14 protein-coding genes are annotated in these 14,984 nt (G+C 68.4%); 5 read left to right on the plus strand and 9 right to left on the minus strand.

Going from position 1 to position 14,984, the window contains the following annotated elements; translation table 11 throughout:
- Positions 1–178: 178 nt before the first annotated feature.
- Positions 179–883 (minus strand): hypothetical protein, encoded by a 705-nt coding sequence (locus ACWELQ_RS17070; RefSeq protein WP_452398002.1) that lies wholly within the window; start codon positions 881–883, stop codon positions 179–181.
- On the opposite strand from ACWELQ_RS17070, the gene ACWELQ_RS17075 reads away from it, so the two are divergent.
- Positions 788–2,287 carry an MFS transporter gene (locus tag ACWELQ_RS17075; protein ID WP_452398003.1) on the plus strand — a complete coding sequence of 500 codons (1,500 nt, stop codon included), beginning with the start codon at positions 788–790 and terminating at the stop codon, positions 2,285–2,287. The genes ACWELQ_RS17070 and ACWELQ_RS17075 overlap by 96 nt on opposite strands.
- A gap of 51 nt (positions 2,288–2,338) precedes the next feature.
- A complete protein-coding gene (locus ACWELQ_RS17080) occupies positions 2,339–2,503 on the plus strand; it encodes a hypothetical protein (RefSeq protein WP_452398004.1) in 165 nt (54 codons plus the stop codon).
- Between the two features lie 272 nt (positions 2,504–2,775).
- Here the strand turns inward: ACWELQ_RS17080 and ACWELQ_RS17085 are convergent, their stop codons facing one another.
- The 4 genes from ACWELQ_RS17085 to ACWELQ_RS17100 all read right to left on the minus strand — a co-directional run bounded on the left by ACWELQ_RS17085 (position 2,776) and on the right by ACWELQ_RS17100 (position 9,711).
- Positions 2,776–3,696, minus strand: coding sequence for an alpha/beta hydrolase (locus ACWELQ_RS17085; protein WP_452398005.1), 921 nt, complete (start codon positions 3,694–3,696; stop codon positions 2,776–2,778).
- Between the two features lie 92 nt (positions 3,697–3,788).
- Entirely contained in the window at positions 3,789–4,484 is a 696-nt protein-coding gene (locus tag ACWELQ_RS17090; RefSeq protein WP_452398006.1) for a DUF6875 domain-containing protein, read from the minus strand.
- Complete coding sequence (locus tag ACWELQ_RS17095; RefSeq protein WP_452398007.1) at positions 4,481–8,404, minus strand: amino acid adenylation domain-containing protein; 3,924 nt, start codon at positions 8,402–8,404, stop codon at positions 4,481–4,483. Before ACWELQ_RS17095 ends, ACWELQ_RS17090 begins: the two co-directional genes overlap by 4 nt.
- Positions 8,405–8,526: 122 nt before the next feature.
- On the minus strand, positions 8,527–9,711 hold the full coding sequence (locus ACWELQ_RS17100; protein WP_452398008.1) for an acyl-CoA dehydrogenase family protein: 1,185 nt from the start codon (positions 9,709–9,711) through the stop codon (positions 8,527–8,529).
- A gap of 188 nt (positions 9,712–9,899) precedes the next feature.
- Here ACWELQ_RS17100 and ACWELQ_RS17105 point away from each other — a divergent pair, with 188 nt between their 5' ends.
- Genes ACWELQ_RS17105 through ACWELQ_RS17115 form a run of 3 tightly spaced genes read left to right on the plus strand, consistent with a single transcriptional unit; the run spans position 9,900 to position 11,803 of the window.
- The gene (locus ACWELQ_RS17105; protein ID WP_452398009.1) at positions 9,900–10,376 is read left to right on the plus strand and encodes a MarR family winged helix-turn-helix transcriptional regulator; all 477 of its coding nucleotides are present in this window, start codon (positions 9,900–9,902) and stop codon (positions 10,374–10,376) included.
- A complete protein-coding gene (locus ACWELQ_RS17110; RefSeq protein WP_452398010.1) occupies positions 10,373–10,795 on the plus strand; it encodes an organic hydroperoxide resistance protein in 423 nt (140 codons plus the stop codon). Before ACWELQ_RS17105 ends, ACWELQ_RS17110 begins: the two co-directional genes overlap by 4 nt.
- 12 nt (positions 10,796–10,807) lie before the next feature.
- The gene (locus tag ACWELQ_RS17115) at positions 10,808–11,803 is read left to right on the plus strand and encodes a zinc-binding dehydrogenase (protein ID WP_452398011.1); all 996 of its coding nucleotides are present in this window, start codon (positions 10,808–10,810) and stop codon (positions 11,801–11,803) included.
- On the opposite strand, the gene ACWELQ_RS17120 is transcribed toward ACWELQ_RS17115, so the two are convergent.
- Genes ACWELQ_RS17120 through ACWELQ_RS17135 form a run of 4 tightly spaced genes read right to left on the minus strand, consistent with a single transcriptional unit; the run spans position 11,789 to position 14,941 of the window.
- A complete protein-coding gene (locus tag ACWELQ_RS17120) occupies positions 11,789–12,151 on the minus strand; it encodes a DUF1304 domain-containing protein (protein WP_379351796.1) in 363 nt (120 codons plus the stop codon). The two genes, ACWELQ_RS17115 and ACWELQ_RS17120, sit on opposite strands and share 15 nt — an antisense overlap.
- A gap of 23 nt (positions 12,152–12,174) precedes the next feature.
- Positions 12,175–13,059, minus strand: a complete 885-nt coding sequence (locus ACWELQ_RS17125; RefSeq protein ID WP_452398012.1) for an amidohydrolase family protein — start codon at positions 13,057–13,059, stop codon at positions 12,175–12,177.
- A complete protein-coding gene (locus ACWELQ_RS17130) occupies positions 13,056–14,087 on the minus strand; it encodes a nucleoside hydrolase (protein ID WP_452398013.1) in 1,032 nt (343 codons plus the stop codon). Before ACWELQ_RS17130 ends, ACWELQ_RS17125 begins: the two co-directional genes overlap by 4 nt.
- A 47-nt stretch (positions 14,088–14,134) precedes the next feature.
- The gene (locus ACWELQ_RS17135; RefSeq protein WP_452398014.1) at positions 14,135–14,941 is read right to left on the minus strand and encodes an FAD-dependent monooxygenase; all 807 of its coding nucleotides are present in this window, start codon (positions 14,939–14,941) and stop codon (positions 14,135–14,137) included.
- Between the last annotated feature and the right edge of the window lie 43 nt (positions 14,942–14,984).

Genomic DNA, 14,984 nt, shown 5'->3' on the forward strand with positions numbered 1-14,984 from the left:
ATCGCCTTCATTCTCCTGTGTCTGGATGGGATCGCAGAGCCGGACCATGCCGATCGCGGCGACCTTGCAAGCGCGGCCAGGCAATGCAGCACTCCCCGCCGAACAATCGCCCTCGCAACCGCATTGGGCTTCAACCCGCCCGAATTTCCCGCACCGCCAGTGCCTACCGGCGGCTAGTTCAACGACCGAACCAGCGGCGCTTGGGGGCCGGTGGTGCCTCGCCTGTCAGGCGTTCCACACTGGCGCGATCGGATCGTGGGAACCGCTTCAATTCTCGGGCGAACTCTTTCGCGGCGGGAGTCGGCAGCTTGTCGTGCACCTCATCCTTCAGGTAGTCCGCCGTGTAGTTGTCCGTGCTCGCGATCGAGAGCACCGCGCTGATCCAGGTTCCGGTTTTTTCGTCGTAGGACAGCTTCTTGTGTTCGAAGAACAACTGGCGCAACGTGTCCGATGCCTCGACGGTGTCGACGACGCCGTCCTCGCGGTGCACCTGGAGACCGCCGCGGCCTTCGTCGCCGACCAGGACGGCCCACAGATAGGTTGTCTTCCAGTTCGTGCCGATCTGGTCGATCGCCGCGTGGACCAGCGCGTCCTCGACGATCGCCGGTGTCACCCGATCACCCCACTCCTCCCAGGTGGCGGTGATGTTCTGCGAGACCAGCTCTCGGTTCACCGTGTCGATCATCTGCTGAACCAGGCTCGACGGTTCGTCCGGACTGACCAACCGCAACTCGACTCCGGTCACTTGCTTCCCGGTCATCTCCCGCACCATCCCGGAGCGAATCGCATGGATGTAAGCGTTGAGCTTCTGCCGGAAATCCTCGTTCATGACCGCGACATCGTCCTCGGCGTACAAACGATCCTCGATCATGCACAACACCACGTGCCCTTGCGAATTGGCCGCGATCTGATCGATTCGATCGTGCTGTCTGACTGTCACGTGCATTCCCTCCCGAAAACAAAACCACCCGCCTCAACGGACCAGAGGCCGGGTAGCCCGCACAGCCTAGAGGATCTGCCAAGCCCTCGACTACTGTCGGCGCGGACGGGCACGGGGGGTGAGATGGGGGAATCCGCTGCTGTTGTCGGCAGTGCGTTTCGGCGGTTCTGGGCGGGCGCGGCGATCAGTTCGTTCGGGTCGGCGGTGACCGGGGCGGCGATGCCCGTTCTGGTAGTCCGAGTACTCGATGCGACACCTTCGCAGGTCGGGATCGTCAGCGCCGCTCAACTCGTGCCCTATGCGGTGCTCGGACTCGTCGCGGGCGTGTACGCCGATCGGTGGCGTCGGAAACCTATTCTCGTGTGGGCGAGCGTCGGACGTGCGCTTTCGCTCGGAGCTATCCCGGCGCTCTGGCTCACCGGAACACTGCGCATCTGGACTTTGGTCATCGCGCTGCTGTCCTTCGGTGCGTGCTCGGTGTTCGGGTTCGCTGCCACACAGTCGCTGCTCCCTCGTCTTGTACCTCGGACGGAACTGGTCACAGCCAATGCGCGTCTCGACCAAACCGACGCTGCCGCTACAACTCTCGGACCGGCGATCGGAGGCGCACTCGTCGGGCTGCTCGGTGCCCCGGTGGCGGTGGCAGCGGATGCGCTCAGTTATGTCGTCGAGGCCGCGTTTTCCGCCGGTATCCGCGTCGAGGAGCCCCGACCTCGCGCTCGCAGGCGCAACCTTTCAGCCGAGATCCGTGACGGCCTGCGTTGGACCTATCACCACCGCGTGCTCGGCCCCCTCGCGGTCTCGACACACGTCTGGTTTCTCGCCAATGGCGCTGCGATGCCACTACTTTCGTTGCTCGCCCTGCGGTCACTGAGCCTGAACGCCTATGCCTTCGGGACGTTGCTGGCGGTCCTCGGCATCACCGGTTTGGTCGGCGCGTCGATCGCCCCTTGGTGTGGCCGTCGGTTCAGACCGGGTCGAGTGATCATCGCCGCGCGTTCGGTCTATCCGTTCACCTGGCTGCTCGTGGCCGTTGCGCCCGCCGCGGGTGCCGGTGTCGCTGTGCTTTTCGTCGCGCTGGCCCTGCAGGGGTTGGCGGCGGGCACCGAGAACTCCAATGAGATGGGGTTGTGGCAGGCACTCACACCGGACGAACTACTCGGCCGGGTGAATGCCACCCGGCGCTCGATCAACCGAACGACAGCCGCGCTCGGCGCACTCATCGCGGGACTTCGCGCCGGGCACATGGGGAACCGATTCGCCCTGTGCTGCGCCGTTCTCGTCTTCGTTCTCGCGGCGGTCACCGCAGCGTTCTCGCCTCTTAGGGAAGAAGTTTCGGGTTCTTAGACGGCGAGGGCGGAGCAGACGCTGCCCTATTACTCGAGGACGACCACGTCTGTGTCGGCCGCTATGGTGCCCGGCATCCCGCTCGCCGAACAGCGCGAGGACACCTCCGACGCCAACGGCACCGGCCCGATCGCGCTCATGCAAGCCTCTCTTTATGGCGTTGCCCGCGACCTGACCGGCGCTCATCGGGTTTTTCTGGCGTACGGCCGGTGCTAGATGACCGGCGCGAACATCGTGCCGAGGATCGCGAGCAGGCTGGCGGATCCGATGGCGGTGGCGGAGCCGGTGAGTAGATTGCCCAGCGTGACGACGATGGAGCCCATAGTGTGATTCCCTTCGAATAATCAAGACAGCCAAGCTATCCCGATTGATTGTCGTTCGGACCGGGTGCGCACCCAGCCGTGAAAGGTAATCGCGAATCTCCTCGCGGGCAAAAACTCCCTAAGGTCGAATTACGAGTATTCAACTTCGGAAGGATCTTTCGAAATTCAGACGCCGAGGGCGGACGCGAACAAAGGCCAGGAGTCGTGAACGTCGTCCTGCCAGTAGGGCCAGGCGTGGGTGCCGTTGCGGTAGGCGATCTGGGCGGGGATGCCTAGTGCGGCAAGGCGTCCGACCAGGGAGTCGGTGCAGTTGCGGACTACGGATTCCATGACGCCGCCGACGGCCATGCGGTCGGTGAGGGCGCCGAGGTTTCCGGCGATGCTCGGGTCGGTGAGGGATTCGTGGATGCCGGGGGCGCCGTTGCCGGCGGAGATGTAGAGGGCTGCGCCGCGCAGGCGGTCGGCGTTGAGGACGGGGTCGTGGGCGTCCCAGGCCGGATTGTCGTCCGCGCCCCACATATTGGCGGCGTTCGCGCCGAACAGGCCGAGTTCGGAGCGGACGTAGGTGCGGGCGACGGCGTCGGTGGTGCGCGGGCAGCCGCTGTAGGAGCCGACCGCCTGGTACATGCCGGGGGCTTCGATGGCGAGGTCGAGGGCCGAGACCGCCGACATGGAGGCGCCCGCGACAGCGTTGCGGCCGGTCATCTGGAAGCGGGGCTCGAGCAGGGCCGGCAATTCCTGAATCAGGAAGGTGGACCACTTGTTTCGGCCCAGGGTCGGGTCGTCGGACATCCAGTCGGTGTAGAAGCTGGCGCGGCCGCCGATCGGGGTGATCACGTTCACCGGCTTGTCGGCGAAGAATTGCGCGGTATCCGTCCGGTTGTACCAGGGGCCGCCGGATTCACCGCCGTCGACCGCGTTGAGCAGATACAGGGCGGGCGCGGCGAAGTCGGGGTGCGAAATCCACACCGGGATATTCCGGTTCATGGCCGCGGAATAGACCGTGACCTCGTATTGACGACCACCCAGCGGCCGGACGTCGAGGATCGCGGCCCCGCCGGGGTCGGCCGCGGCCGTCGTGGGCACAAGCGCAGCAAAGGTGGCAATCAGAGCAACGAGGTAGCGCGAGAGCCGATGCATCCTTGGATTATCGTGCCGCCGAACTGGAAATCTGGTGATCACCGCGCGTGTTCGTCGGCGCAATGTGCGCGCAGCGCGGTGATCTCACCGGCCTCGGATTCAGGCACCCGCATCCTCTCGGCTATCGACTGCCGCAGGGTGCGAGGCAGATCCGGCGCGACGCGGGTCAGATACGCGAACAGCCAATCGGAGCGCGCGGCCAGGAAGGGGAAGTCGGTGCTCATCATGGAGCGCAACACCAGCATCGGCAGCGGGGCGTCCAGCGGATGGAAATCCCGATCCCACAGTCCGGGAACGCTACAGCCGGGATAGAACTGACCGAGCATCATGCCCTGACCCACGATCTCGGTCTTGCGTTCCGCGTGCACGGCGTCCACCAGCTCGTAGCGAGTGAGCCCCGGGAAGACCGTCACCAGTGTCAGCCCGCGCGTCTCACCCGGATTCTCCTGCCGCAGAGCCTGATACAGCGCGAAGGCATCGTCCACGATTCGATGCATCCCGGCGGCGGTGAGCTCGTCGCCGCCCTCGGCGAGCCCGGCCCAGAACAGCCGCCGGACCATGCTGTGCCGCACGAACGGGCACACCGGGCCGGGCCGCCCGAGCGCCGCGTGCGGTCGCATGAGGTGCTCGCTCACCCATCGGGTGAGGATCCCGGCCGCCGCCCCCTCGCCGTCCCAGCCCGCCGCCTCCTCGTACACGTTGAACCAGCGCACCCCGCTCTCCGAGCTCCTCATCCCTGGCCCTCGAGGTGCTTGGCGAGCAGCGGCCCGATGACCGCGACCACCTCGGTATTGGTGAGCTGCGCGTGCGTGGCCGCGACCGGGTGCTCGATCAGCCTGCCGGTGACGAATTCCCGCCACAGCCCGGCATCCAGTGACCCGGTCATGCCGTGGGTGGCCGAGAAGTACAGCAGGTCGCCGTCGAAGACGCCCGGACGGTATCCGGCCGACAGCCGCACCCCGTCGACGTAGCCCCGATGCAGCCGCGTCAACTGCTCCGCGGTGAGCCCGGTGCCGAAAGAGGCCGCGCCGGCGGCCAGTTCGGCGGCCGCCTGCTGCGCGGTCACCTCCGGCAGGTCGTCGGCATTGTCGGGCTCGTCGCCGAGCAGATGCGTCAGCAGATCCCGCATGCGCGGCGTCGGCGGTGGCGGCATGTCGTCGGGGAAGACGATGCTGTCCAGCATCGCCAGCGTGGCGACCCGTGCCCCGCGCGCCCGCAGCCGCACCGCGATGGCGTGCGCGATCTGCCCGCCGAGTGACCATCCGAGCAGGTGATACGGCCCGTCGGGCTGCACCCGCAGGATCTCCTCGACGTAGCCGCCCGCGAGCTCGTCGATGCTCGACACCGCGTGCGGGTCACCGTCGGAGGTCAGGGCCTGCAAGCCGTAGACTTGCCGATCGTGCACGTGCTGAGCGAGGCCCGCGTAGCACCAGGCCAGCGGAACCGCCGAATGCACACAGAACAGGGGAGTGCGGGTTCCGTTGCGGCGCAAGGTGAGTACGGCACCGAGCCCATCCTCGGTGTCGGCGCCGCCGTCGTGGGCCACCAGGCGGTCGGCGAGTTCGGCCAGCGTCGGCGCGGTGTAGAGCCAGCGCACCGTCACCGGCAGTCCGGTGGCCGCGGACAGCTCCGCCGACACCGCCACTCCCAGCAGCGAATTGCCGCCGAGCTCGAAGAAGTCGTCGTCGAGCCCGATCCGCTCGACCCCGGTGGCGGCCGCGAATCGCTCGGCGACGAGGCGCTGCGAGTCGGTCTCGGGCGCGCGATACGGGCGCTGCGCGAGGGGCGGTGGCGGCAGGGCGGCCCGATCGACCTTGCCGTGGGCGGTGATCGGGAGACGCTCCAGCGCAACCAGTTGCGCGGGGACCAACGCGGCAGGCAACAGGGAACGCAACCGGCGCACCAACGCGGTCGTGCCGAGTGCGACCCCGGGTGCGGCGACCACATAGCCGATCAGCCGCACCCCGGCGGGCGACTCCTCGGCGGTGACGACGGCCTGCGCGATTTCCGGCAACGTCAACAGCGCCGCCGCCACCTCACCCGCCTCCACGCGCCGACCCCGCACCGTCAGCTGATCATCGGCGCGGCCCAGGAAATCGAAGCTCCCGTCCACCTCGGCCCGGACCAGATCGCCGGTGCGGTACAGCCTTTCACCCCGTTCGAAGGGATCGGCCAGGAACCGTTCGGCGGTCGCGCCCGGCCGGTGCAGATAGCCCCGCGCCACACCGGGACCACCCAGGTACAGCTCACCCGGGCCGCCGGGCGGCACCGGCCGCAACCGGGCGTCGAGCACGAGCGCCCGCACCCCCGGCAGCGCCGGACCGATCGTCACCGGCCCCAGCGCGGTCAGTGCCCGCGATTGCGTCGCCATGATGGTGATCTCGGTCGGCCCATACCCGTTGAACAGCCGCAATTCCGGTGCCCAGCACCGCACCAGCTCGGCCGGGCAGGCTTCCCCGCCTACTACGGCCACCCGCAACGCCGGGACCTCACTGGGTGTCAGCGTCGCCAAGACGGCGGGCGTGGTGAGGAAATGCGTGATTCGCGCGGCATTGAGCAGCCGCGACAGCTCGGTTCCGGCGACCACACCCGGCGGCTCGACCACCAGGCGCGCACCCGCCGCGAACGCGGCCAGCAGCTCGAGCAGATGTGCGTCGAACGACGGCGCGTGCGCGTGCAACACCCGCGAATCCGCCTCGACCCCATAGTGTTCGACGAGATAGTCGCTCAACGTCCCCAGCCCGCGATGAGTGACCACCACACCCTTCGGCGTGCCCGTCGTGCCCGAGGTGTAGATCAGGTACGCCGGGTGCTCGGCGTGCAGCGGACGGATCCGGTCTTCGTCGCCCACCGCCGCGGCGGACCGGCGGCGCACCTGCGCGCCCAGCCCAGGGTCGTCGAGCTCCAGCCAGATCGTCTCCTCCGGGAGATCGGCGTGCACGGCCGAGACCGTGAACCCCACGCGCGCACCCGAATCCGCCGCGATGGTCCGTAAACGCCGCAGCGGGTCGGTGGGATCCACCGGGACGAACGCGGCCCCGGCCTTGGCGACCGCCCACACGGCGAGCACCGATTCGGCCGAACGCGGCACCGCCACCAGCACGAACGATCCCGGCCCGGCCCCGGATTCGATCAGAACCCGGGCCCACCGGGACGACGACTCGTCGAGTTCGCGGTAGGTCCAGCTGCGTGCGCCGTCCTGGAGCGCGACGGCCTCGCCGCACCCGTCCGCGCGAACGATCGCGGCGCGCAGCAGGTCAGGGAGCAGTCGCGAGCCCGCGGCGGCGTGCGGCGCGGAGGGCGCATCGCCGGGCTTACCGGTGTGGGCGGCCAACTCGGGAACCGGAACCGGTAGCCCCGGATCGACGAGGAACCGTTCGAGGTATTCCAGAAACCGCGCATGATGCCAGGCCAGCGTCTCACGGCTGTACAGCGCCGGATTCGCCTGCATGTCAAGGGTGATCGTCCGCTCGTCCGGCCCGAGCTGATACCCATTGACCAGCAGATCCTCCACCGGCCCGAGCGACAGCAGCCGCACCTCCGCGCTCAGCGGCCCGACCCGCGGCTGCTCGACGAACCGCAGCATGTTCACCACCGGCCCGAAACTGCCGCGCACCGTGTGGCTTTCACCGCTGTCGCGCACCATGTCCTCGTAGCGGTAGCGCTGATGCCGCAGCGCCCCCACCACCTTGGCCCGTACCTGCTCGATCACCTCGGCACCGGTGGCGGAACGAATTCCGTTCAGCCGCAACGGCACCACATTCGACACTGTGCCCGCCGAGCGCCGCAACGCCGCCGTCGGACGGGCGGGCACGGGCAGCGACAGCACGATCTCGTCGGACCCGTTCAGCCCGGCCAGATAGCACGCGAAGGCCGCGATGGTGAGCTCGGGAAAAGCGACTCCGGCATCGTGCCGCAGACTCCGCAGCCGCTCCGCCACCGATTCGGGCACCTCGGCGGTGATCCGATGCGGCCGAGGTGCGGGCGTGGCGGGCGGCCCCGCCAGGCGTGCGGGCTCACCCATGCCCGCGAGTTCCCGCGCCCAGTAGTCGCGATCGGCCGTGGCGCGCGGGGAGGCGAGGTAGCGGGTCTCGTCCTCGAGCAGATCGGCGACGCCGAGGAACGCCACGTCGGATCCGGGTGGAGCACCCGAATCGAGTGTGGCGCTGTACAACTCGGTGGTCCGGCGCAGCAGCGCGGCCGCCCCCAGCCCGTCCAGCACGATGTGGTGGCTGCGCAGGTACAGCAGATGCCGCCGCGGCCCGAGCCGGTACACGGTGGCCACGGTGAGCGCGTCCATGAGCAGATCCAGTGGCGCGCACCGGTCGCGATCCATCAGTTCCAGCGCACGGGCCATCGGATCCGGCTCCCCGCTCACATCCACGAACGGCGCTGCCGGGAAGGCGGCGGGGTCCACATACTGCCGCGGATAGCCCTCGACCAGCCGGAACCGCAGCAGCGGCGACTCGAGCTCGCGCGCTGCCCGGGCGCCGCACTCCTGCAGCAACTCCCGCTCCAGGGACCCGTCCAAGAGCAGGTACATCGCCACGGTGTTCGGCACGTCCGGAAACAGCTGTTGCGCCACCCACCACCGCAATTGGGCCGACGACAAGGGCAGATCGGTACAGAGCACACCGCTGTCGGCCCGTGTCACCGCGCCACCTCGCCTCCCGAACCGCCCGTCAGGAACCATTCGGTGGCAAACCTACGGCATCACCCACCGCAACGGCCCGCAAGCAGGGCCGCCGGGCGCGGTAACGGTCTCGGGCCGATCGCTCAGATCATGGCGCGCAGCGGCCCCTCGGGCTCGACACCCATGATGGTCAGCGCGGTCGAGTGATACAGCGAGCCGGGCGTGTGGATGGCGTGCTGCAGGCCCACGTGCGCGTCCCGCCAGAACCGCTGCATGACATTCTGCCGCCGCACCGCATTGCCGCCCGAGCGCGCGAAGATCTCGTCGACCGCCGACACCGCCCGCCACGCGCAGCGAACTTGATTGCGCCGCACCACGGATCGATCGGCGAAGGTGATCTCCTGCCCGGCCTCGGCCTGATCGAAGAGGCGGCTGACACCGTCGAGCAGCTGCGTGCGCGAGGCCGCGATATCGGCGGCCGCCTCGGAGATCGCCGACAGCACATACGGATCGTCCTTGATCCGGGTCCCCATGGCCGTGACCCGGTCACGCTGGTAATCCAGGTGCGCCGCCAGCGCGCCTTCGGCGATGCCGACCACCGCGGCGGTGATGCCCAGCGGGAACATGGCCCAGAACGGCAGCCGGTACACCGTCTCGGTGCGGCCCGCCCGCTCGGCGGCGACCTCACCGGCGGCCACCGCGTCCATGCCGATGGTCCGATAATCCGGGATGAACGCCCCGTCGACGATGATGTCCTTGCTGCCGGTGCCCTGTAGCCCGATGACGTCCCAGGAGTCGTCGACGATGGTGTAGTCGCGACGCGGCAGCACCACGTGCATGACATTCGGCGGCATCACGGGCTTGCCGTCGGCGTCACCGACCATGGCGCCCAGGAAGATCCAGTCGCAGTGGTCGGTGCCCGAGGAGAACTGCCAGCGCCCGCGCAGCGTGTACCCGCCCTCGACCGGGGTCGCGACACCTTGCGCCGCATAGGGCGAGGCGATCCAGGTGTCCGGGTTCTCGCCCCACACCTCGTTCTGCAGGCGGCGGTCCATCAGAGCCATCTCCCACGGATGCACCCCGCCGACCCCGCACACCCAGCCGGTCGAGCCGCAGTGCTTGGCCACGGCCATGACCGCCTCGGCGAAGTCGCGCGGATGCGCGGCGTATCCGCCGAAGTCGGTCGGCTGCAGCAGTCGCATCACCCCGGCCTGGCGGATCAGCTTGACGCTCTCGTCGGAGAGCTTCCCCAGTCGTTCGGTCTCCTCGGCGGTCGCGGCCAACTGCCCCGACAGCTCCTCGACCCGGCTCACTACCTCGTGCGTCATCCCAACTCCCACTACCTCGACGTGCCACTAGTAGAACGCGTTCTAGTGGAAGTTATCGCCGAATCGGCTGCTCGTGACGGAATTTCCCGCTGATCGGTATCTGATCTTGTGCTGTCGATGGCCGGCTGTGATCCAGCAGACGGCAAGAAAGATTGTGCACAATTAAATTGAGGGCTATGTTGTTGGACGTGACCGAAGAGCAAGCGCTCGACAACGAACAGCAGGTGCTCGACAACCAGCTGTGCTTTGCGCTCTACGCCGCGTCGCGGGCGATGACGACCATGTACCGGCCCAAACTCGACGCGCTCGGCATCACCTATCCGCAGTACCTGGTCCTGCTCGCGCTCTGGCAGCGCGACGGCCGCACCGTGGGCGACCTGTGCTCGGCCCTCGAGCTGGACTCGGGGACCCTCTCGCCCCTGCTCAAACGGCTCGAATCGGCGGGCTTCGTGCAACGCCGCCGATCGGCGTCCGACGAGCGGCGCGTGGAGATCACGCTGACCGACTGCGGCCGCGAATTACGTTCCGCCGCATGCCATATCCCGGAGCAGTCCGCCGAGATCACCGGCATGTCCCTGGCCGAGCTGGCCGAACTCCGCACCACCCTGCGCCGCCTGACGACGGCGCTCACCAGCCACACCCGATCCAAGGAGAACCCCGCATGAGCGTGCTCTACACCGCAGAAGCCCTCGCGACCGGCGACGGCCGCAACGGACACGTCCGCTCCGATGACGGCAAGGTCGAATTCGACCTGTCGATCCCGAAGGAGATGGGCGGCAACGGCCTCGGCACCAATCCCGAGCAGCTCTTCGCCGCCGGATACGCCGCCTGCTTCCACTCGGCGCTGCGCACGGTGGCCCGTATGACCAAGCAGAACGTCGAGGATTCCGCCGTCGGCGCGAAGGTCGGCATCGGCCCGAACGAGGCGGGCGGCTTCGGCCTGACCGTCACCCTCGAGATCTCGCTGCCGCACCTGCCGCTCGACGAGGCGAAGGAACTCGCCGAGAAGGCGCATCAGGTGTGCCCGTATTCCAATGCGACGCGCGGCAATATCCCCGTCGACGTCATCGTCGTCGAAGACTGAGGAGGAGCGATCATGCGTGCGGTAGTCATCGAACAGTTCGGCGAGCCCAAGGATGTGCTGACGACGGGGGAGCGGCCGACGCCCGAACCCGGCCCCGGTGAGGTGCGCATCGCCACCACCCTGGCCCCGATCCACAATCACGACCTGGCCATCATTCGCGGCGTCTACGGCTATCGGCCGGAACTGCCCGCTGTCCCGGGCACCGAGGCCGTCGGCCGCGTCGACGCCCTCGGGCCCGGCGTCACCGGCCTGGAAGTCGGTCAGCGCGTGACGGTTTCGGGTGTCCAGGGCGCGTGGGCGGAATACTTCGTCGCCAAGGCGGCCGGTGTCGTGCCGGTGCCCGACTCGGTCTCCGACGCGACCGCCAGCCAGCTGCTGGCCATGCCGTTGAGCGCGTTGATGCTGCTCGAGGACCTGAATGTCGAAGCCGGGCAATGGATCACGATCAATGCCGCCAACGGCGCGGTCGGTCGGTTGCTGAATCTGCTGGCCCGCGCACGCGGCGTGCACGTGCTCAATCTCGTGCGCAGCGCCGCCGCCGCGAAGTCCTTGCGGGAGCTGGGTTTCGAGCCGGTCGTCGACACCGAGTCGGAGGACTGGCGCACGCAGGCGGCCGAGGCCACCGGCGGTGAGCCGATCGTGCGGGCCGTCGACCAGGTCAGCGGCAAGGCGGCCGACGAGCTGCTGTCGCTGCTGGGACCGCGCGGCGAGCTCATCACCTTCGGCGCGCTCTCGGGCCAGCCGCTGGTGCTCAACCCCGGGCCGATCATCTTCAAACAGGCCGTGGTGAAGGGCTTCTGGGGCTCCAAGCGGGCCGAGGAGATCGGCGGCGACGAGCGCCGCCGCCTCATCACCGAGCTGGTCACCCTGGCCGCCCAGGGCGTGCTCGACCTGACCGTCGAGTCCACCTACCCGCTGGACGAGGCGGCCGAGGCCGCCGCGGCCAGCGAGCGCCCCGGCCGCAATGCCAAGATCGCCCTCAGCGCCGCGGCGCTATCCGGCGAGTAGGACCGCGATCAGCGTGATCGCGCCCGGCAGCGCCTGGACGAACAGGATCCGTCGGCTGGCGGTGGCCGCGCCGTAGAGTCCGGCCACCACCACGCAGGCCGCGAAGAAGATCTTCGCGGCCTGCCCGACGGGATCGGACGCGATCAGACCCCAGATCAGGCCCGCGGCCAGGAAGCCGTTGTAGAGGCCCTGATTGGCGGCCAGCACCTTCGTCGCCTCGGCGAACTCCGCGGTGCTGCCGAAGCTGGCGCGCACCCGAGGCGTGGTCCACAGGAACATCTCCATGACCATGATGTAGACGTGCAGGGCGGCGAGCAGACCGACCAGAATCTCCGCGACCAACCGCATGACCGACCACCTTTCGTGAGGCGCTAGCCCAGACCGAAGACGCGTGCCGCGTTATCGTGGCAGACCGCGCGCAGCCAATCATCGCCGAGGTCGAGACGTTCGAGCGCGAGCAACGCGTCACCGTACGGGTACGGGATATTGGGGAAGTCGCTGCCGAAGAGGATGCGGTCACCGAGATCGCGCACCCGGGGGAGCTCGGCGACCGGGAAGTCACCGGCGTCGAAGAAATCGGTGAAGTTCATGGTGGTGTCGAGCAGCACGCCGTCGTAGGACTCGGCCAGATCGAGGAACTCGCCGTACTCGGGCGCGCCCATGTGCGCGATGATCGGGCGCAGTCGCGGAAAGCGGTGCAGCAGCGTCGCCATCGGCCCGGGACCGGTGAATTCCCCGGCGGCGGGCCCGGATCCGCAGTGCATGACCACCGGGATACCGGCGTCCTGCACCATGCCCCACACCTCGTCCAGCAATGGGTCGGCCGGATGGTAGCCGCCGACCTGGATGTGCAGCTTGAAGATCCGCGTTCCGCCCTCGATCGCGGCACGCACATAGCCGGGCGCGGACGGCTCCGGGTAGAAGGTGGAGGTGTGCAGGCAGTCCGGCGTTCGCGCCGCGAAATCGGCCGACCAGTCGTTGAGCCACGCCGCCATGTCCGGCTTGTGCGGGTACACCATCGACGTGAACGCGCGAACCCCGAAGCCGCGCAGCGTCTTCAACCGCACCTGCTCCTCGTCGCGGTAGGTGATGGGCCATTCGCGATGGCCGATCAGCGGCCCGGCCGCGTCGAAATACCCCCACACCTTGCGCAGCACCTGCTCGGGCATGAAATGCGTGTGGACGTCGATGAGCGCGGGCAGCCCTAGTCGGGCGCGGAACGCGGTGACGTCATCGATGTCCTGCTCGCCGGTCACCGCTGCGCGTCTCCCTCGGCGTACGCCGTCCTCGCGTAGTCTCCGACCCGGCTGATCAGCCGCTCGAAGAACAGTTCCGGATCCGTGGCGACCACGATGTCCGCGTTGGGTTCCCGCCCCCACATGCCCGCCCAGTCCGCGACGGTGGTGGCGCGGGTGATGGTCCCGGCCAGCTCCACGTCCACGGTCGCGGGCTTGGTGATCGCCAGACTCGGATCCAGCGCCACCGCCGCGGCGAACGGATCGTGCATATGGGCCAGATAGCCCTGGTCGTAGAGCTTGTGGAAGTCGAAGTAGAACCGCACCGCGTCGGTCAGGTACCGCACCAGCGGATTGCTGGCCGCCGACCGCGCTTCGGGCGGATCGTTCTCGCTGACCAGTTCCACCGGGGTGCTCCCGGCCCGTTCCGCCAGCAGCGCCAGGTGTTTCGGCTTCATCTCGATGGTCTCGGTGATGTCGAGCGCGCACACGATGGGCCGCCGGTTCGCGGGCGCGGCGGAGAAGGCGTCGAAGACCTCCTTGGCCGCTTCCGGATCCACGTGCACGTTCCACTCGTTGGTGGGGGTGGTGTTGCCGGGATGGTTGAACGCGCCGCCCATGATGACCAGTCGCTCGAGCAGTTGCGGCAGTTCCGGTTCCATCCGCAGCGCCAGCGCGAGATTGGTGAGCGGACCGGTGCACAGGCCCACGATCTCGCCGGGATACTCGCGCGCCAAGTCCACCCACAGCTGTGCCGCCGACCGCTCGGACAGGGTCCGGGTGGTCGGCGGCAACTCGGCGTATCCCACGCCCTGAGGTCCGTGCGTGTCCTCGGTGGTCCGTAGCGGCACCGCCAGCGGGGTCAGCGCGCCCAGGGCCACCTCCAGATCCGGGGCCCGGACCAGGTCGAGCAGCGCGAGGTTGTTGGCCGCCACCTGCGGCGCGGGCACATTGCCCGCGCTGGAGGCGATTCCGACGATCTCGGCCTCGGGGGAGGAGAGCAGGTAGAGCAGGCCGAGGGAGTCATCGATGCCGGTGTCGTTGTCCATCAGGATCTTCTGCCGCACGGGTTCGAGGGTAGCGGCCACATTGCGGCTCAGTAATTGGGGAGGACGTAGTCGGCGGTGGCCGGGGCGAAGAGCTTCTTGGTGAGCGGCAGCATGACCTTGGAGGTCATGACCCGCCAGTTCATCCGCGCCGCGGCCGCACCGAACCGGGTGGTCGGCAGCATCATCTTGATGCCACCGCCAGGCAGCTCCTTGGCCTTGTCCAGGAACGGGGTCACCAACTCCTGGTAGCGGGCCTGGGCACGACCCAGATCGGTTGGGGTGGCGGCGATCTCACCCGCGAGGATGTAGGCGCCGACGATGGCCATGGCGGTGCCCATCCCGGTCAGCGGGGAACCGCAGTACCCGGCGTCGCCGAGCAGGGTGACCCGGCCCGAGGACAGCTCCGGCACGTCGATGCGGGCCAGCTGATCGAAGTAGAAGTCGGGCGTGGTGGTCATCGCCTCGAGGATGAGCGGGGCCTTCCAGCCCGCGCCGCTGAGCATTTCGCGAATCCGCGCCTGCTGGGCGACCGGATCCCGCCGCAGCGCCGGGTCGTAATCCTGGCGCAGCGTGATGATGCCCTTCGCGGTCGCCGGATCGCGGTCGGGCCGAATCGCGAAGGAGGCACTGGGAATCGAGCATCCGGTCAGCCAGCCCTCTTCGGCGTCGTCGGGCGTGGGCATGGTGAAGAACGCCATGTAGCCGCCGAGGTGGGTGGCGAACTGCTCCTCGTCGCCGAAGACCATGCGGCGGGTGGCCGAGTGCACGCCGTCCGCGGCGATGACCAGTTCGAAGCGTTCGGTGGATGTGGTCGAGTTCTGGGGCCGCTGCGGGTTGTACGCGCGGCGTGGGATCGATGGTGGTCATGATGGTTTCTCCTTGTCAGAGATTCAGGTG

Source organism: Nocardia sp. NPDC004722 (genome assembly GCF_053601505.1).

Excerpts from the sequence above, each read along its gene's own strand:
- ACWELQ_RS17075 (WP_452398003.1), top strand. The coding sequence starts at position 788 with ATGGATGTAAGCGTTGAGCTTCTGCCGGAAATCCTCGTTCATGACCGC.
- ACWELQ_RS17130 (WP_452398013.1), bottom strand. The coding sequence starts at position 14,087 with ATGGACAACGACACCGGCATCGATGACTCCCTCGGCCTGCTCTACCTG.
- ACWELQ_RS17110 (WP_452398010.1), top strand. The coding sequence starts at position 10,373 with ATGAGCGTGCTCTACACCGCAGAAGCCCTCGCGACCGGCGACGGCCGC.
- ACWELQ_RS17115 (WP_452398011.1), top strand. The coding sequence starts at position 10,808 with ATGCGTGCGGTAGTCATCGAACAGTTCGGCGAGCCCAAGGATGTGCTG.
- ACWELQ_RS17120 (WP_379351796.1), bottom strand. The coding sequence starts at position 12,151 with ATGCGGTTGGTCGCGGAGATTCTGGTCGGTCTGCTCGCCGCCCTGCAC.
- ACWELQ_RS17090 (WP_452398006.1), bottom strand. The coding sequence starts at position 4,484 with ATGAGGAGCTCGGAGAGCGGGGTGCGCTGGTTCAACGTGTACGAGGAG.
- ACWELQ_RS17100 (WP_452398008.1), bottom strand. The coding sequence starts at position 9,711 with ATGACGCACGAGGTAGTGAGCCGGGTCGAGGAGCTGTCGGGGCAGTTG.